Annotated in this window: 14 protein-coding genes; 9 read left to right on the forward strand and 5 right to left on the reverse strand. The window is 56.6% G+C overall.

Features of this window, described 5'->3' with window-relative positions:
• The first annotated feature begins 18 nt into the window (after nt 1–18).
• The 4 genes from V9K67_RS00520 to V9K67_RS00535 all read left to right on the forward strand — a co-directional run bounded on the left by V9K67_RS00520 (nt 19) and on the right by V9K67_RS00535 (nt 6,234).
• Nucleotides 19–2,874, forward strand: coding sequence for a SusC/RagA family TonB-linked outer membrane protein (locus V9K67_RS00520; RefSeq protein WP_336719305.1), 2,856 nt, complete (start codon nt 19–21; stop codon nt 2,872–2,874).
• A gap of 24 nt (nt 2,875–2,898) precedes the next feature.
• Nucleotides 2,899–4,668 carry a RagB/SusD family nutrient uptake outer membrane protein gene (locus V9K67_RS00525; protein WP_336719306.1) on the forward strand — a complete coding sequence of 590 codons (1,770 nt, stop codon included), beginning with the start codon at nt 2,899–2,901 and terminating at the stop codon, nt 4,666–4,668.
• A gap of 34 nt (nt 4,669–4,702) precedes the next feature.
• On the forward strand, nt 4,703–5,734 hold the full coding sequence (locus V9K67_RS00530) for a DUF5627 domain-containing protein (RefSeq protein ID WP_336719307.1): 1,032 nt from the start codon (nt 4,703–4,705) through the stop codon (nt 5,732–5,734).
• A gap of 281 nt (nt 5,735–6,015) precedes the next feature.
• Nucleotides 6,016–6,234, forward strand: a complete 219-nt coding sequence (locus tag V9K67_RS00535) for a hypothetical protein (protein ID WP_336719308.1) — start codon at nt 6,016–6,018, stop codon at nt 6,232–6,234.
• A gap of 70 nt (nt 6,235–6,304) precedes the next feature.
• Here V9K67_RS00535 and V9K67_RS00540 read toward each other — a convergent pair whose 3' ends face one another.
• Together V9K67_RS00540 and V9K67_RS00545 are read right to left on the reverse strand one after the other, a co-directional pair.
• Nucleotides 6,305–6,574 (reverse strand): KGG domain-containing protein, encoded by a 270-nt coding sequence (locus tag V9K67_RS00540; protein ID WP_336719310.1) that lies wholly within the window; start codon nt 6,572–6,574, stop codon nt 6,305–6,307.
• A gap of 242 nt (nt 6,575–6,816) precedes the next feature.
• On the reverse strand, nt 6,817–7,908 hold the full coding sequence (locus V9K67_RS00545; protein ID WP_336719311.1) for a porin: 1,092 nt from the start codon (nt 7,906–7,908) through the stop codon (nt 6,817–6,819).
• Between the two features lie 388 nt (nt 7,909–8,296).
• Here V9K67_RS00545 and V9K67_RS00550 point away from each other — a divergent pair, with 388 nt between their 5' ends.
• From V9K67_RS00550 to V9K67_RS00565, 4 genes are all read left to right on the forward strand, one after another.
• Nucleotides 8,297–8,746, forward strand: coding sequence for a YsnF/AvaK domain-containing protein (locus V9K67_RS00550; RefSeq protein ID WP_336719312.1), 450 nt, complete (start codon nt 8,297–8,299; stop codon nt 8,744–8,746).
• A 26-nt stretch (nt 8,747–8,772) separates the two neighbouring features.
• Nucleotides 8,773–9,708: a DUF2382 domain-containing protein gene (locus tag V9K67_RS00555; protein WP_336719313.1), complete on the forward strand. Its 936-nt coding sequence runs from the start codon at nt 8,773–8,775 to the stop codon at nt 9,706–9,708.
• Between the two features lie 372 nt (nt 9,709–10,080).
• Complete coding sequence (locus V9K67_RS00560) at nt 10,081–10,335, forward strand: hypothetical protein (protein ID WP_336719314.1); 255 nt, start codon at nt 10,081–10,083, stop codon at nt 10,333–10,335.
• A gap of 289 nt (nt 10,336–10,624) precedes the next feature.
• The gene (locus V9K67_RS00565) at nt 10,625–11,083 is read left to right on the forward strand and encodes a response regulator (protein WP_336719316.1); all 459 of its coding nucleotides are present in this window, start codon (nt 10,625–10,627) and stop codon (nt 11,081–11,083) included.
• 155 nt (nt 11,084–11,238) lie between these two features.
• On the opposite strand, the gene V9K67_RS00570 is transcribed toward V9K67_RS00565, so the two are convergent.
• Genes V9K67_RS00570 through V9K67_RS00580 form a run of 3 tightly spaced genes read right to left on the reverse strand, consistent with a single transcriptional unit; the run spans nt 11,239 to nt 17,112 of the window.
• Nucleotides 11,239–12,426, reverse strand: coding sequence for a TolC family protein (locus V9K67_RS00570; RefSeq protein WP_336719317.1), 1,188 nt, complete (start codon nt 12,424–12,426; stop codon nt 11,239–11,241).
• 50 nt (nt 12,427–12,476) lie between these two features.
• Nucleotides 12,477–15,584, reverse strand: coding sequence for an efflux RND transporter permease subunit (locus V9K67_RS00575; RefSeq protein ID WP_336719318.1), 3,108 nt, complete (start codon nt 15,582–15,584; stop codon nt 12,477–12,479).
• Between the two features lie 10 nt (nt 15,585–15,594).
• Nucleotides 15,595–17,112 carry an efflux RND transporter periplasmic adaptor subunit gene (locus tag V9K67_RS00580; RefSeq protein ID WP_336719319.1) on the reverse strand — a complete coding sequence of 506 codons (1,518 nt, stop codon included), beginning with the start codon at nt 17,110–17,112 and terminating at the stop codon, nt 15,595–15,597.
• 347 nt (nt 17,113–17,459) lie between these two features.
• Between V9K67_RS00580 and V9K67_RS00585 the strand changes: the two genes are divergently transcribed.
• The gene (locus V9K67_RS00585) at nt 17,460–18,677 is read left to right on the forward strand and encodes a chromate transporter (protein ID WP_336719320.1); all 1,218 of its coding nucleotides are present in this window, start codon (nt 17,460–17,462) and stop codon (nt 18,675–18,677) included.
• Nucleotides 18,678–18,712 lie beyond the last annotated feature (35 nt).

Genomic DNA, 18,712 nt, shown 5'->3' on the forward strand with positions numbered 1-18,712 from the left:
AAAAAAAGAGTTTATTAAATGAAAAAATTAAAAATAAAAACCCGCTCCTGCCTTTTCCTGCTTTGCTGTTCCGGCGTGCTGCAGCTGCAGGCGCAGGATCGAAAGGATAGTCTGGTACAGGTAGCGTTTGGAACGGTGGCCCAAAAAGAGCTTACCGGTGGCGTTTCCGTGGTCAACGTGACCGAACTGCTGAAAAAAAGTTATGGCACCAACAGCCTCGACAACCTCCAGAGCTTCGTGGGCGGCTATACCGGGAATGTATGGGGCCAGGAACCGCTGATCCTGGTGGACGGCGTACCCCGCCGGGCTTCCGATGTGCGCCTGGTGGAGGTGGAATCCATTACCGTGCTCAAAGGCGCCAGTGCCGTGGTGCTGTACGGAAGCAACGCGTCCAAAGGTGCGGTGCTCATCACCACCAAAAGAGGCGGTGTGAAGCCCCTGAGCATTGATGTGCGGGCCAATACCGGAGTTTTTGTTCCGAAAGGGTATCCCGGTTACCTGAAGTCCGCGGATTACATGACCCTGTATAACGAGGCCAGCCGCAACGACGGCATTGCCGAAAGGTATACGCAGGGGGCCATTGACAGCACCAGGGCCGGCCTCAACCCTTACAAGTATCCCGAGATCGATTATTTCCATTCCGACTACCTGAAAAAGGCGTATTCACGATCCGATCTCACCACCGAAATTTCCGGCGGCAATGACATGGCCCGCTATTATACCAACATCGGCCTGTCCTATAACAACAGCCTCATGAATTACGGGGACCAGAAAAAGAACAACGACCTGGCCTTCAACGTTCGGGCGAACGTGGACATGAATCTTTCCAAATGGCTGACGGCGTCTACGGATGCCGCCGCCGTTATTTCCAATAACTACGCCGGCAGGGGCAACTTCTGGGGCACCTCCGCAACGATGCGCCCGAACTGGTTCTCGCCCCTGGTCCCCGTTGGCATGCTGGACAGTTCCAATGCGGCGCTGCAAACCCTGGTGGAAAACAGCAACCATGTGATCGACGGGAAGTACCTTTTAGGCGGGCTCTCCACGGATCAGACCAATGCGTTTTCCGATATGCTGGCCGCCGGCTATATCAAGCGGAAGAACCGTACCTTCCTCTATAATTTGGGGGCGCGGGCCGACCTGGGTTCCCTGCTGAAAGGGCTGTCCTTCAAAGCCGGTTACAGCATGGATTATACCTCCCTGTATTCCGAAGCCTACCAGGTGGCGTACGCGGTATATGAACCTTCCTGGTCCCGGGTAAACGGCCGGGATGTGATCACTTCCCTCAAAAAGTACAACAACGACCTGAATACCACCAATGAATCCATCGGGCAGACGACGTATTCCCAGACCATGTCGCTGCGGTCGCAATTCAACTATGAGCGTACCCTTTCCGAAAAGCACCAGGTGACGGCCGCCTTGCTGGGCTGGATGTACCGGACGCAATTATCCAGCGACCCCGATAACGAAGGGGGAAGCGATTACCACCCGATCCGCAATACGAACCTGGGTTTCCAGGCGGGCTACAACTATCGCAGGAAATATTACCTGGATTTCTCCGGCGCATGGGTGCACTCTGCCAAGTTGCCGGAAGGCAGGCGCGGCGCCCTCTCACCCACACTGACGATGGGTTGGCGCATCAGCGATGAAGGATTTTTCAAAAACAATGTTTCCTTTGTCGACAACCTCCATCTTTCCGCTTCCTACGCCTCCCTGAACCAGGACCTGGACATTACCGGTTTCCGGCCGGATGGCACCACTCCTACGGATTATTATTTGTATGCGGGCTTTTACGGCAATAACAGCAGCCTGGGCGGGTGGTATCCCTGGCGGGACGGGGCTTCCGGCGGGTTTACCACGCTTTCCGGCCGGGGAGACAACCCGAACCTCACCTTCGTTCAGCGCAACGAGGTCCGGGCCGGGCTGGACGCCTCGCTCTTTCACCGGCTCCTCAACCTCAATGCGAACTACTTTTTACAGAACACCAATGGGCTGCTGACAAGGGGCGTCACCTTGTTCCCGTCCTATTTTACCGGTTCGGGTGATTTCCGTCCCTGGCTGAACTACAATAACGACCGGCGTTCGGGAGTGGACTTTTCCGTGAACCTGAATAGCGAGCTGGGACAGGTGAAATACGCGTTGGGCGTTTCGGGTATGTATTTTTCTTCCCGGGCCGTGCGCAGGGATGAAGTGTACCAGGATGCCTACCAGTACCGGGCGGGCCGCAGCCTGGATGCCTATTGGGGATACATCAGCGAAGGGCTATTCCAAAGCCAGGATGAAATCAACCGCCATGCCGTTCAAACCTTTGGCGGTACGGTGAAGCCGGGTGACATCAAATACAAGGACGTGAACGGGGATGGGCTGATCGACAATAAGGACCAGGTGGACCTGGGACATAACGGCTGGGCCGCCGCTCCGCTTACCTACGGCCTGAACCTTACGTTGAAATGGAAAAACCTTACCCTGTTTGCCCTGGGCAACGGACAAACCGGTGCGGTGGGCTTTAAGAACAGTACTTATTTCTGGGTGAGGGGCACCGGCAAATTCTCGGACGAGGTATGGGGCCGCTGGCAGGAAGCCAACAAGAACACCGCTACCTACCCGCGCCTGACGACCACCGCCGGCAACAACAATTTTCAGCATTCCACTTTTTGGATGTACAAAACCAACCGTTTTAACCTCAGCAGGGTTCAGCTTACCTGCGATCTGAAAGGGCGCCTTTTCCACAACAAGGTCGTTCAGAACGTCAGCGTATACGCGCAGGGTGATAACCTGCTGGTGCTCTCCAAAGATCGTAAACTGATGGAAACGAATGTAGGAGCCGCCCCCCAATACCGTTTTTATAACCTGGGTCTCCGGGCTTCCTTTTAATGAACCGCATAAAGAGATAATTGTATGAAAATTAAAGTAATCCTTATCGGGCTGACGGTGCTCGGTTTTGCCAGTTGCAAAAAGGAGCTGACCGCAGACCCGGAAAACCTCAAGTCGATCGACCAGATGTATACGGATGCCAACTATGCACAAGGCTTTCTCATGAATGCCTACCGGTCCATTCCCGCTTATTACGACAACAGTGACTATGCCACCGATGATGCGGTGACCAACCAGCGCAACCACGCCTTTTTGCAAATGGCTACGGGGTCGTGGACCGCTGCCAACAACCCGGTTTCGGTCTGGAACCCCTCTTATGGCGCGATCCAGTACGTGAACCTTTTCCTGGAAAACGCGGATAAGGTAATGTGGGCGGCCGATACGGCGGCGGCGAAGCTGTTTAACAGGCGGATGAAGGGAGAAGCCTTTGGCCTGCGGGCGCTGTATATGTACTTCCTGTTACGTGCGCATGGCGGGCTTACCGAGGACGGCCAGCTGCTGGGCGTGCCGATCCTGACACAGCTGCAGACCATCGAGTCGGATGTCAACCAGCCCCGTGCCGGTTTTGCGGCCTGCGTGCAGCAGATTTACAAGGACCTGGATAGTGCCGAAGCGAACCTGCCCCTGGAATATGCCGATATCAGTTCCGCCGGCCAGATCCCCGAGCGTTTTCGGGGGCTCACGCAAAAGCCGGAAGTGTATAACCGGGTGATGGGGCAGTATTCCCGCCAGTTGTTCAATGGACTGATCGCGAAGTCCTTCCGGGCACGCGTGGCCTTGCTGGCGGCCAGTCCTTCCTTCCAGCACCCTTCCCATACCAGCAGCTGGGCGGATGCGGCCGACTATGCGGCGGCGGTGATCGATTACAAAGGGGGCGTCAACGGGCTGCCTGCTTCGGGGGTGACCTACTATGCCAACAACAGCGAGATTGACGGGCTGAGCGGGGGTGCCAACCCGGCGGAGATCATCTGGAGGGAAAATGTCCTGACCAACAACAGCGACCAGGAAGCGCAACACTTTCCGCCTACCCTGTTCGGCAGCGGGAACATGAATCCCACCCAGAACCTGGTAGACGCTTTCCCCATGGCCAATGGTTACCCGATCGGCCATCCCAACAGCAATTTCAACCCCGCCAGCCCCTATGCGGGCAGGGATCCGCGGTTTTCGAAGTATATTATTTACAATGGAAGTGCCGCCGGTGTAGGCAACCAGGTCATAGCTACCGGCAGCCAGTCCGGGTCCGATAACGGGATCAACGTTCGGGAAACCTCCACGCGTACGGGCTATTACATGAAAAAGCGGCTCCGGATGGATGTCAACCGGAACCCCGCCTCCACTACCGGGAAAAACCATTACGTGCCCCGGATCCGCTATACCGAGCTGTTCCTGGCCTATGCCGAGGCCGCCAACGAGGCCTGGGGCCCCACGGGGAGCGGCACCCATAGCTATTCTGCCTACGATGTAATCAAAGCGATCCGCAAAAGGGCAGGGGTGGGTACCACCAACGGGGACGCCTACCTGGAAGAATGCAAAGGCGACAAGGAGCGGATGCGTGCCCTGATCCGCAATGAGCGCCGCCTGGAATTATGCTTTGAAAGCTTCCGTTTCTGGGACCTCCGCCGCTGGAAATCCAGCCTCAACGAGGCGGCCAGGGGCATGGATGTGCAGGCAACCGAGTACCGTCCTTTCGAGGTGGAAAGCCGGTCCTACGATGTGTATATGAATTACGGGCCCATGCCGTTTTCGGAAGTGCTGAAATACAGCAACCTGGTTCAGAACAAGGGCTGGAGGTAATTATTGATTGAACATTTAAATGATTAAAAAAAACATGAAAACCTTTAAGATACTTGCAGGACTGGCGATCGCTGCGGGCACCCTGGCAGCCTGTACGAAAAACCAGGAAAATACGTTCTCCGATTTTGACTACCAGACCCTTTATTTTGGTTCGCAGTTCCCCGTACGAACCGTTGAGCTGGGTGAGGATTTATTTGTCGACAACTCCCTGGATAATGAACGCAAGGTGCTGGTGAAAGCCACCATGGGAGGCGTGCGGGAAAATAAAAAGGATGTCGTGGTGGGCGTTTCGGTAGATGAATCGCTTTGCAACAACCTTTATTTTTCCGCCAATGGCAGTAAGGTGATCCCTTTGCCTTCCCATTATTATAAGCTGGCGTCCAACGAGATTACCATTCCTAAAGGAAGTATCCTGGGAGGCGTGGAAGTGCAGCTGACGGATGCTTTCTTTGACGATCCCTTATCGCTGGTCAATACCTATGCCCTTCCCCTGGTTATGGGCAATGCAAAAGGGGGCGACTCCATTCTTCGCGGCGTTTCCTCTGTTGCCAATCCCAACCGTTCCATTGATGCCCACTGGGTGATCAAGCCCCGCGACTTTGTTCTTTATGCGCTCAAGTATGTCAACCCCTGGCATGGCAACTACCTGCGCCGGGGTACGGACGTCATTACGGGAAGTGTGCAGCAAACACTGGTTCGGCATAAGCCCTATGTTGAAAACGACGAAGTGAATAAGCTTTCCTCCGCTTCACTGAGCAAGCTTCATTTCCCTGTCGTATTTAAAAATGCCGGCGGCACCAATGTCCCTTGTACGTTGCAACTCACCTTTGATGCTTCCGGTAACTGCACGGTTGCATCGGCAACCACCGGCGTAACGGCCTCCGGTTCCGGCAGGTTTGTGAAAAAAGGCGACAAAAACAGTTGGGGAAATAAAGACCGTGACGCTTTATATTTAAATTATACGGTTGATTTGTCCAGCCAGAACATGCATGTTTCCACCAACGATACCTTAGTCATGCGGGATCGTGCGGTGACTATGGAAACCTTTACGCCTGTTTTTAAATGATGGATCACCCAAAAACGCATCCCAGGCCTCTTTTCCAATGGAAAGGGGCCGGAGGTGCGTTTTTTTATGCATACCCATCAGGAACCAAGAGTGGATAAGGAGCCCGGGGAGCGGTCCCGGATGCACGTCTAATTCCCCTGGCAACATCCTGGCCAGCTTGGTGGAACGGCGGGGCCCCTTTTATTTTAGAAGGGGTGATTATTGAAGAGCTAATAGTTTGGTAGCCGTTCGATAGCACAACCGTAACATTGCCCGGATAGTTTCGCCGCAAACTTTAAACCATGCGGAAAAATCTACTTCCGGCGCTTGGTTGCTTTTTGGTGCTTACCCTGTCGACAGAACAGTTGTTTGCTCTGGCAAAAGGCTCCAGCACCATCCTTTCTCCCAACCTGCTGCCTGCCAAAGGGGGCGTGCAAACCACTTCCCTGCTCTCGGAAGGGGAGGTCGTTGGCACCTACAAAATGGCGGGGTATCGCCCTCTTGAACGAGTGCAGGGATAAGGAGGAGGGGCCAAAAGGAAAAGCCCGGCCATACAGCCGGGCTTTTCCTTGTCTAACTTTATTAGTTGAATTACGAGCGGTTTTCATTTTCACCGCGACTTTTATTGTTTTCCGAACTACGCTGGCCGCGGCCACCGCCACGGGAACTTTGGCCGCCTTTTCTACCCGCATTTCTTGCTTCTTCTGAAGTCCACTCGTGCGCTACACCTTGTTTGTGCGCGGCGCGTCCGCCCTCACGGGCAATTTCTCTTTGACGTTGTGGGTCCATAGAAGCAAACCCCCGATTAGAACTGCGTCCGGAATTCTCTTGTGTGTTTCTTTGATTCTTGTTGTCCGCCATAGAAATGTTTTTTATAGGTTAAGCAATGGAACAGTATCATCTCTTCCAAATAAATGCCAAACGTTTTAAAGGCAGCGTAAGGGCATTGTTGGGGAAGTTTTGCCAACAAATAGAAAGTTTTAGGGATGATAGTCAACGGTATATAAATTAATAATGCCGTTATTCATTCGGCCTGGTTTCGTGCGCTTTTTTCTGTATTTATATATTTATGAAAGAGATGCGGGCGGTTGTAGCAGGAAGGATTAAAAGCTGATGGCGGAAGAAAAGGTAAGGGCCGTATTTCCCTGTTGGGGAAGGCCTTCTTTTTCAAAGATTTTATCCCGGCTGTTTAATGCCCTGACTTCCAGGCGCAGGACCACCTGCCGGGCGGGCCGGTAGTCTATATTAGCCGAAAAGCCGGTGGTTTGAAAGCCATGGGGCGTGCCGGTGGAAATGATAACGCCCTTCCGGTCGTGGTAATATTCGCCCCGCAGGGCAACAGCCCATTGGTCGGAAGGCATATAACGGAGAATGGCAACCGGGGTGTACCAGTTGTTCCTCTTCCTGGACCCTTTTGCCTGCTGTTCCCACCCCATATCAAAGTCCAGGATAAGCCCCAGTCGCCGGGAGAGGTGAAAAATCCCGTAAAGATTATGGAAGGACCGCCATTTACGGCTGCTGTCCGGAAAGGGGGTGCCCCAAAAGGTGCTGTAGTTCAGCGAAACGGTGCTGCCGGGGGTATACAGGACCTGGGTGCCCCAGCCCGGCAGTGAATTTCCCTCCTCCCTTTGGATGCGTTGCCAGCCATTGAGCGCCAGTGCCGCAAACAGCCAGTTGCTGTCCGGCGTGTGGTAGGTAAGCCGGGCACCCGCTTCGTAATAGGGCGAATTTTCTGCCGCCATGCTGCGGGTGAGGGTCCAGCAACTGGGGGAGTGGGCGCTTTCAAAGCCAATGTGGGAAGGCAGCACCCCGATATCCAGCCAAATAGTTTGATCCCGCAACAGCTTATAGCCGGCGCTGCCCTCGTACATGTTTTTCATCGTGCCCCGTTCCGCTGCATAGTTCGCATTCATGTACGTTCCTGCCCCCAGGGCAAGGCTCACTCTTGCCCTGGCGGTCGTGTAGCTTCCTTTCAGGTAGGCAAGGTTCACGGTAAACTCGTTATGACGGCTATGGTTGTAAAGAAACCCGGGGCGATTGCTGCTGGCCGGCCTGTTAAAATCATAGCTGTAATAGGCTTCCACATGGCCATTGACGGTCAACGGGCCGGCAGCCTCCCGGTGCTGCCGGCTGGAATCCTGGGCCAGGGATGTAATTCCCAGCAGGAGTCCCGCAGCAGTGAACAGTTTTTTCATGTTGTTGTGATTCAGGCGGCGTGTTCCTTAAGCACAGCGCTCCTTCAGTGGCCCGCACCTCCGGGGTTTCATTGAATTGCCATCCCGAAATTATTCATTCTGCTGCTACTTCGAAAAGGAAAGAGTAGGAAACGGTATTTGACCCTTAAGCAGACGGAACATTTACAGAAAAAAACCTGGCGCCTTGCCGTCATATTTTATGGGCCGTGCAAGTGCCGGGAACTGCAGGCCGTTTGTAGAAAATTATGGGTAGTAAGCTGTTTGAATGTAGAATACAGCAACGGCTATTATTTCTTTTCTGTAAAGTTTTCCGTTTAAACCAGTGGAAAAAGGTGCCTCCCGTGTTTAAGAAACGATATAAGGCATGGAATTAGGATTATCCCGGCCTATGAACGGGGAAAGAGATTATAGGGAAAAAGAAAACCTGCCTCAAGGTTCCGAACGCCGGGACGAACCATCCAGGGTACTTCCTGTAGTGGAAGAGCAATTGCGGGTAGACACAAAAGTGGTGGAAACCGGTAAGGTGCATATATCCAAGACAGTGAGCGAAAACGATATTTCCGTAACCGTTCCCCTCCAGCATGAGGTGTACGATATTGAGCGGGTACCTGTAAACCAGATCGTGGATGCGCCCCCGCCGGCTTTCTTCCACGAGGGAGACACCATGGTGATTCCCGTGGTCCGCGAGGTGCTGGTGAAACGGTACGAAGTGGTGGAGGAAGTGCGGGTAACGAAAAGAAGAATGGAAAGAGACGAAACGGTACAAACAACGTTATTACGGGAAGACGTAACCGTCGAGCGCAGGAATATTGACCAGGCTCCCCCAAATCCCCTTTAACATCTTTAATTTTTAAACAGAGTTTTATGGCAAAGACAGTAATTGGTTTTTTCGACAATTATGCAGAGGCGCAACGGGCAGTACAAAAGTTAGAGAGCAAAGGCATCAGCCGTGATCGCATCGATATTTCTTCCGGCAACCGGTCTTCGGCCGATGTTGCCTATGACCGGACCACTACGGACCACAGGGAAGAAGAAAGCGGCATCGTCCGGTTCTTTAAATCCCTGTTCGGGGATGATGACGACGAAGTGAACCGTTACTCCCGCGTCGCCGAAAAGGCCGATGCCATCGTTACGGTTTCGGCCCTCTCGTCGGAAGAAGCCGACGATGCCGCCGATATTCTCGATGACAGTGGCGCCATTAACGTGGACGAGCGCGCTACCGAGTACGGTTACCGGGCTACGGGAAGCGCCGGCTATACCGGTGAAAGCAGGGATATTTCCCATGAAAGCGAAACCTCTATTCCGCGCATCGAGGAAAACCTGGAGGTGGGTAAGCGCACCGTGGAAAGGGGCGGCGTACGGGTACGCAGCCGCATCGTGGAGCGGCCGGTGGAAGAAACCGTTCGCCTGCGGGAGGAAAACGTACGGGTGGAACGCAACCCCGTGGACCGGCCCTTATCCGGTGAGGAGCGCCACGCCTTCCGCGAGCAGGATATCGAACTGACCGAGCGTGCCGAAGTGCCCGTCGTCAATAAAGAAGCCCGCGTGGTGGAAGAAGTACGCCTCAGCAAGGAGGTGAACGAACGGGAAGAAACGATTCGCGACACCGTGCGCAACACCGAGATCGACGTGGAAAACCTGGACAGGACCGATGCGCGCTACCGCGATGTGAGCGCCTCGGATACCGGCGTCACCGGCACTGCGGGCTACGACAGCAGCACTACCTCCCGCTATAATAACCTGGACGATGATTCTATCGATCGTACCGGTCGTACCGACCGCACCGACCGCACATTGTAGGTATTGGAGCAGGAGCAGACAACATGGTTTATCCTTTTCAGGTAAGACAAAAAGCAGCTACAGAAATGGCTGCTTTTTGTTTAGGAGCCAGCCGACGAAGGTCTTTTGTTGCCTCTTTCTCCTGCGGGAACTACCATTATCCCGCCCAACAAAAATAGCCGTCCCCAGGAACCGGGCGGAAGCGACTACGAGATCGCTGGTGGGCAACCCAATATCAAAGGGCGGGATGTAAAAGATGCCCGGGGAAATAAAATAGGAGAAGTGGACGAACGGATATTTGATACACGGTCTTTATAGGTCCGTTACCTGGTGGTAGACCTGGAAGGGAACACGTTTGACCTGGAGGACCGTGATGTACTCATACCGATCGGGTTGGCCCAGCTGGATGAAAAAAGAGAGGATGTGATCCTGCCCGGTATAACGGCCGAGCAGTTAAGGGCTCTGCCGGAATATGTTGAAGACCATTTCCCTCCGGAGGTGGAAACTTCGGTACGGAACGTATTTTCAGGTGCTGCTGCAGCTGCCGGAACTACGCTTGTGGGAACGGATACAGGCAATGAGGCGGATTTCTATAACCATTCCGAGCAAAAGGCAGTCCCTGCCGGGGCTGCCTTTTGCGTTTTTTGAGGGAGTAAAATACCATTGTTCGGCCGCGTTCGAAAAGGTTGACCATAAGGGTGATGCAGCGAATTTGGAATGGCATTTGCTGCTTTCAGATAATTTTTTTGGGAAGTACGGAGGCGAGGCAGTAGGCCAGGAGGTTTATGGCCTTGTTAAACAAAAACGGGGAAATGAGCAGCTAAGAATATTAAATCATACGCAAAACTCTTTTGTTTGCCTAGGCCGACTGCGGACCAGGACTCCTATATCCGATTTGTAACTATTTTTTCTTTGGGAAAGTAACATGAGCGCACCGTTGGAAAATTATCTTATTCTGGCCGATGATGATCCCGATCACGCCCTCCTTTTCAGTCGTATTCTGCAGAAGGTCACGCCCTGCAAAACATTAGCGGTAGCCAAAGACGGAGACGAGTTGTTCCAGCTCCTTTCGAAACAATTGCCGGAAATCCTCTTTTTGGATTTGAACATGCCTTGTAAAAGCGGGCTGGAATGCCTGGAGCAGATCCGGACGACCCCTGCGTATCAGGACCTTAAAGTGGTGGTCTACAGCAGTTCGGCCCACATGACGGACATCCAAAGGTGCTTAACCTCCCGGGCGGACCTTTACATGGTAAAACCCTTTGCCAGCGAACACCTGAAAAATGCCCTGGAGACCGTGCTGGAAAAGACGTGGTGGCAGAAGGCTTCCCCACATCACCACTACTTCATGAATAATCGCTTTGTTCCTTTTACTTTAAATACCGCACCCCCTTAACGGACAGGTGATTCGGGTGGGAGCGCAGCAGCTGCGTCCCGAAACCGATAAGGCCCCGACAATAGGAAAAGGGGCGGAATTTTTTTTCCGCCCCTTTTCCTGTGTACTTCCGTGAAAAGTACTTCGCTGCTAAGCGGAACCGCCGCCTTGTCGGGTCAGAGGCTAAGGCGGTACTTTAACAGGCGGGCAAGGGCCTGGTGGTATTCCAGTTCCTGCTGCAGGTACCGGTCATAGGCGGAAAAATAATAGCTTTCCTCCTGGAAGTAGCTGATCACGGTGATCTGGCCCAGGCGCAGGGCTTTTTCCAGCAGGTACGTGTTGTTCAGGCCTGCCACCAGGGCATTATATTCCTGCATCGCCTTCGTGCGCACTGCAAGCTGGTCATACAGGCGCCGGTGTTCCAGGCGGTGTTCCAGCCGGAGGGCGCCGGCACTTTCCCAGCTATGTTCCAGTTCCGCCTGTACGGCTTTCAGCCGGTTTTTATTTTCCCAAAGGGGTAGGGTAAGGCCGGCATGCCCGCCCCGGTAGCTTTGTCCGAGGATGCCCTGGGAGTGGTAGCCGGCCTCCAGTTTGGGAAGGTTCAGGGCCTTTTGCACCCCCACCTGCCGGCGCAGGACTTCCTGCTGCTGCTCGCTGGACCGGATCCGGGGATCCGCCGCCTCGATCAGGCTGTCCAGGATGTCAAAGTCCGGCAGGGAAGGCTCCTGCGGGTACAGGGTATCCCGCAGCTCCACGGGGAGGCCCCCGTTGAACTCCGAAAGGCGGGTAAGCAGGGCCTGCCGCTCACTGAGGTTCAGGGCGGCTTCCTGGTTGACTTGCAGCAATTGCAGCCTTGCTTTGTTCACGTCCAGCACGATCACCTCTCCGCGATCCAGCTTTTTCTGGTAATCTTCCGCCAGCCGGGCGGTCCTGCGCAGCCGCTGCTCCAGCACGGCTGCTTTTTTGTTGACCGCGATCAGCTGCAGGGCGGTGAGCTTTGCCTCGAGCAAGACGTCCTGGCGGAACACCGCCTGTTCCAGCCCGGCGCCTTCCGCCTGCGCGCCGGCCAGCTCTTTTTTCCGTTTGTAGGCAGTGGGAAAATCCAGCCGCTGGGTAAGGGCAAAATCCCGCTGGGTGCCGGCTCCCGCCGGTGAGCCCGGCAGGTAGTCGAACTCTACCAACGGGTCGTAGGGGGTCAGGCCGGTACGGTACTCCGCAAGGCGGGCTTCCCAGTACTTTTTATTGGCCCCGATGGCTTTGTTGTTCCTGCCAATGGCCGCCAGCACCGTATCCAGGTTTTGGGCCCGGGCAGCGAACCCCGCCAGGCTCAGGGCGATACCGCCCATCCAAATAGCTTTATACATTCCTGATTTTTTAATGGTCATGATCCGGATTGGCTCCGCTTGAAACAAGGTTATGGATTCCGGGTGTACTTATTTTTTTCATCCCTTCTTTTTACCAGGTAATACACCATCGGTACCACAAACAGGTTGAGCAGGGTAGCGCTCAGCAGTCCGCCCAGGATTACCCGGGCCATGGGGCTCTGGATCTCGTTGCCGGGCAGTTCGCCGCCCAGCGCCAGCGGGATCAGCGCCAGTCCTGCGGTCAGTGCCGTCATAAGGATGGGGCTCAGCCGGTCCTTTGACCCTTCGATCACGGTCTCGTACAGGGGCAGTCCTTTATCCTGCAGCAGCTGGTAGTGCGATACCAGCAGGATGCCGTTGCGCGTGGCGATGCCGAACAGGGTAATAAAGCCGATGATGGCCGGTATGGACAGCATACCCGAGGTCAGCCATACGCTCAAGACCCCGCCGATCAGGGCCAGCGGCAGGTTCAGCAGGATAACGCCGGCCATTTTTACTTCCCGGAACTCCTGGTACAGCAAAAAGAAAATAACCAGCAGGGCCAACAGCGAGGTCAGCACCAATGTCCTGGATGCCTCCGCTTCCGCCTCGAACTGCCCGCCGTAGGCGACGCGGTAGCCCTCCGGCAGCTTTACGCCGGCTTCGATCTTTTGGCGGAGGTCCTCCACCACGCTTTTCTGGTCGCGGCCGGCCACGTTGGCCGACACCACCGTTTTGCGCTGCACGTTTTCGCGGTTGATGGTATTGGGCCCCGAGGTCGACACCACTTCGGCCACATAGCTGAGGGGGATCTTCTGCCCGTTCCCCGCATCGATCAGGGTGTTTTGGATGCCTTCCAGGCTGCCCCGGTTCTCTTCGTTGAACCGCAGCACCAGGTCAAAGCGCTGCGCCCCTTCGTAAACCTCGGATACTTTTTCACCGGCAAAGGCCACATCCACCAGCTCGGTGAACTGCCCGATGGTAATGCCGTACTTGCTGAGCATAGCGCGGTTGGCCCTGATCTGTACCTGGGGAATTTCGACCTGCTGTTCCACGCTCAGGTCCACCAGCCCCGGTATGCCTTCAATGGCGGCTTTCACCTGTTTGGACAGGCTAAACAGGGTGCCCAGGTCGGGGCCGAAGATCTTGATGGCGATATTGGCGCGGGTGCCGGAGAGCATATGGTCGATGCGGTGACCGATGGGCTGGCCGATGGTGATATTGGCCCCGGAAACCGTGGCCAGCTTTTCGCGCACCTCCTTCATAAATGCTTCCCGGCCCCGGTCCCGAAGGGTAAAGGGCGCATCGATCTCCGAAGCGTTCACCCCCTGGGCGTGCTCGTCCAGTTCCGCCCTTCCGGTGCGCCGGGTGGTCATGCGGATCTCGGGAACCGTGAGCAGGGTTTGCTCTACGCGGGTACCGATGGCATTGCTTTCCTCCAGGGAAATACCCGGCAGGGAGGTGACGCTCACCACCAGGGAGCCTTCATTGAATTCCGGCAGAAAGCTGCGGCCCAGGGAGAAGAGCACCAGGAGCGCCCCCACGAACAACGCCCCGGCCGTGGCCAGTACCGGCTTTTTAAAATGCATGGCCCGCACCAAAGCCTGCCGGTAGGCGGTGTTGAGGCGGTGCACCAGCGGACTTTCCCGGTGCTGGCGCTGCAGCATGTGATCGCTCGCCAGCAAATAGCGGCACAGCACCGGCGTAAGGGTAAGGGCCACGATAAGCGAGGCAAACAGGGAAACGATAAAGGCAATGCCCAGCGGCGCCAGCAGGCGCCCCTCCATGCCCGATAGGAAGAACAGGGGCAGGAAGGCCACGATGATGATAAAGGTGGCGTTGATCACCGAAGAGCGGATCTCCACCGAGGCATCATAGATCACCCGCAGCTTGTCCTGGCGCAGCTCCGGCGGCCGGGCGGCATTTTCCTTCAGCCGCCGGAACACGTTCTCCACGTCAATGATGGCGTCGTCCACCAGGTCGCCGATGGCGATGGCCATGCCGCCCAGGCTCATGGTGTTGATGGTAAAGCCCAGCCACTTTAACGTCAGCAGGGCGGTAAGCAGGCTGATGGGAATGGCCACCAGGGAAATAACCGTAGCCCTCCAGTTCATCAAAAACAGGAACAGGATCACCAGCACAAAGAGCGAGCCTTCCAGCAGGGTTTTTTGGATGTTGCCGATGGAGGCATGGATAAAGTCGGCCTGTCGGAAAATGCGGGTATTGATCCGGAGGTCGCCGGGCAGGGTCTTTTTGAGTTCCGCCAGGGCCCCGTCGATCCGGTTGGTCAGCTCCAGGGTGTTGGTACCCGGCTGCTTCATCACGGTCATGATGACGGCGGGGCGGCCCTTCATCGAGCCGTCGCCGATCTTGACGGCGCCGCCGATTTTGATCTCCGCCACGTCCTCGATTTGGATGGGGGTCCCGTTCACCGTCTTGATCACCGAGCGGCCCAATTCTCCAAGGTCTGCCGTGCGGCCGATGCCGCGGACGATGTATTCGTTGCCGTACTGGCGCAGGAAGCCGCCGGCCGCGTTTTTGTTGGCGCCTTGTGCCGCCTTCAGCAGTTCGGACAGGGAAACGTTGTAATAGCGCATCTTCTGGGGCGAGGCCAGCACCTGGTACTGCTTGTACTCGCCACCAATGACCACTACCTGCGAGACCCCGCCGATAGAGAGCAGCAAGGGGCGGAGGTTCCAGTCCGCGATCGTACGTACGTCCATCTGGGAGGTGGTGGGCGCCGTGACGCTGATCAGCATGATTTCACCCATGATCGAGCTTTGCGGGGCCATCACCGGCGCGCTCACCCCAACGGGCAGGCCCGTGGCCACCACGCCGATCTTTTCACTTACGATCTGCCGGGCCCGGTAAATGTCGGTGCCCCAGGCGAATTCCACCCAAACAATGGAAATGCCCGCCGAGGAGGAGGACCGCACGCGGCGGACACCACTGGCGCCGTTGACGGAGGTTTCCACCGGGAAGGTGACGAGGCGCTCCACTTCTTCGGGCGCCATGCCGTGGGCTTCGGTCAGCACCGCCACCGTGGGGGCGGTGAGGTCGGGAAAGACGTCCACCTCCATGCGGGAGGCCGTAAACAGTCCCACGGCCATCAGCAGCAGGGAGGCTGCCACCACCAGCAGCCGGTTGTGCAGGGAAAACTGGATGATCCGGTTTAACATGGCGAACCTTTTAGTGCTCGTGGCCATGCGCGGGCATGGTGCCGCCGGCGGTGGACAATTTGATTTGATAGGCGCCCCTGGTGACCACGCGCTCGCCTTCGGCTACGCCGCTCAGCACCTGTGCCTGGCGGCCGTCCTGGGCCCCCAGCCGCACTTCGCGCTTCTGGAAGCTTTCCCCTGCGGTCTGCACGTAGACAAAGAAGGTACCCTGCTCTTCGAGGAGGGCCGAAACGGGCACTGCCAGGACGTTATGCAGCGGCGTCGTTTTGAGGTACACCTGGGCAAAGGAGCCGGGCAGCAGGCCCGGGCGGCTGTCCAGCTCAAAATGAACGGGCACGAAGGGGCTGTGGCCCCCGGTGGTTTTGGCAATGGACACGAGCTTTCCATTCAGCTCGCCGGTGTTGTAGGTTTGTTTGTTTTGCACCAGCGTAAAATTGGCTTCCCGCACGGAGGCGATGCGGCCGGCGTCTTTCAGCGAAACATCGGCCCGCAGCAACAGCTTGCGGTTGCGGGTAAGGGTGGCCAGGGGTTGGCCGGCCTGTACGTACTGGCCTTCGCTGACCAGGACGTTTTTGAGAAAACCGCTGATGGGGGCGGTGAGGGCGTTGCCGGCCCGGGAATAGTTGCGACTGAGATGAGCAAGGGCGATCCGGGCCTGCTGGTAGCGCAGGCGGGCGGCCTGGTATTCCCCCTGGGTAATGAGTTGGTCGGTGATCAGCTCGGAAGCCCGGTCGTACTCTGTTTTGGCGGTCGCCAGTTCGGCCCTTGCGGCCTGTTTGGCCGCCGCCACGTTTTCAAAGGCGATCTCCCCGCCACTGATGCTAAAGAGCTTCTGGCCCCCACGAACCGGGGCCCCCACAACCACTCCGGTGCCGGCAAACGTTACCAGGCCGTTGGAGCGGGCCGCCACCGTCACCTCTTCGCCGGGAGCGTCCAGCAACTCGCCGGTGGCCGGCACCACGTCGTACAGGGTGGTGCGCCGGACCGGGGCGTGGGCAAATTCCACCTTCCAGGCCTGTTCCTTCAGGTAGGCGATGTCGCTGCCGCCCGCTTCGGGCACCTGGGCGGCCAGGGCGGTTTTTTCGTCCGTGTAGACAGGGACGCTGTCAATCGTGATCTGATCGGTCAGCCCTTTCGCCCGTATGTCAAAGACCAGCCTGCCCACGCCTGCTTGGGCGGGCGTGAGTGCCAGGCGGAAGATGCCGGGGGAAGAGGGGGCGCCGGCGGAATCGGACAGGCGCCGGCCCTCCAGCTGTAAGGAGACCGTAACAGCGCCTTCCGTGTAAGGGGTAAAGGTTTCGCCCAGGCGGGTGAGGTGGGCGGCAAATTTGGAAGGGCTGCCCACCACCAGGGGTTTGAATTCCACGAACAGCTCGGTCGTGTCTGAGTAAAGGGTGTAGGCCAGCGGCTCCAGGCGCGCTTCCCCGGGTTGGCCGGCCTCGGCCGGGGCGAGCCCGTGCTCCGCACTTTGGTTGGTGCAGGCCAGGAGGGTAAGGACCACCAGGGCGGCCGCAGAAAAGAGCTTCATAGTGAAAATTGCTTCTGTGTTTTAAGAATTGTAGGAAAATGCAGGCTCCTTTCCCGGACCGGCAGTCAATACCGGTCCTCATGGTGACGGTGGGGCACTACGCTGTGGGCCAATACCAAGGCGTAGGCCGCAAAAAGCCAGAAGAATATGAAAAAACGTTTTTCCAAACTGCCACAAAAGTAGAGAATAAAAGCGCAGCGTAAATGGGTCCCACCGGAATAAGAGGGGGGTAAATTTGGGCAAAAAGGTAAAACGGGTACAAAAGGTTAATTCCCTTCTATTTTTCCGTGGGCGCTTTGGCTAATCTTGCCCAAAATCCTGCATAGGACCCTTCAACCCACACAAAAATGGACCCTTCAACAACAATAGAAACAGCGGCGGTGGTGCCCGAAACCCCGCACCAGCCCCCTTATTCCTTAAAACAGCTCATTGGCTACTTCTTCAAACTGGGATACGCCGGCTTCGGCGGCCCGGTGGCCCTGGTAGGCTACATGCACCGCGACCTGGTGGAGGAGCGGAAATGGATAACGGAAGAAGAGTACCGCGACGGCCTGGCCCTGGCGCAGCTGGCCCCGGGGCCCCTTGCCGCCCAGTTGGGCATTTACCTGGGCTATGTGCACTACCAGGTGCTGGGCGCCACGCTCTGCGGGCTGGCTTTTGTGCTGCCTTCCTTCCTGATGGTGGTGGCCATCGGCCTGGCCTACACCCTCTTTGGCGGCCTGCCGTGGATGCAGGCCATCTTTTACGGCGTGGGCGCAGCGGTGGTCGGCATCATCGCCATCAGCAGCTACAAGCTCACCGAAAAATCGGTCAGCAAGATCAACGGCCCGGCGCTGGCCAAAAACTGGCTCCTCTGGTTGTTTTTCGTACTGGCGGCAATCGTCACCGTCATTACGGAGTCGGAAGAAATGCTGCTCTTTATCGCCGCAGGGCTGCTGTACATGTTTGTCAAAGCCCCGCCCCGCGGGTTGAAAAAGGCGTCCGTGACCCCTTCGGTCTGGTTGCTGGGCATCGGCTTCGGGAACTGGACCGGGGGCACGCTGGGGCAGATCGCCTGGTTCTTTACCAAGGCGGGCGCCTTTGTATTCGGCAGCGGCCTGGCTATTGTACCCTTCCTGCACGCCGGCGTGGTGCAGCAGTACGGCTGGCTGAACGAACAGCAGTTTTTGGACGCGGTGGCCGTAGCCATGATCACGCCTGGGCCGGTAGTCATCACCGTGGGCTTTATCGGCTACCTAGTGGCGGGTTTTCCCGGCGCCTGCGTGGCGGCCCTGGCTACGTTCTTACCCTGTTACCTGCTCACGGTGCTGCCGGCGCCCTATTTTAAAAAGTACGGCCGGCATCCCAGCATCAAAGCCTTCGTGGACGGCATCACCGCGGCGGTGGTGGGCGCCCTGGTGGGCGCCGTGGTGGTGATCGCCCTGCGAACCATCAAGGATGTTCCTACCGCGTTGATTGCCCTGGCCACCATATTCGTTTTGCTGAAATGGAAGGTCAAGGAGCCGGCAATTATCCTGGCGGCCGCTGCGCTGGGACTGATCCTAAAACTCTTTATCCTGGTATAAACCGAAGAAAAAGTAAGGGCCGGCTCTTTACTCCG

The organism is Huijunlia imazamoxiresistens, assembly GCF_037132455.1.
In the GTDB taxonomy this organism is placed as follows: domain Bacteria; phylum Bacteroidota; class Bacteroidia; order Chitinophagales; family Chitinophagaceae; genus Flavisolibacter; species Flavisolibacter imazamoxiresistens.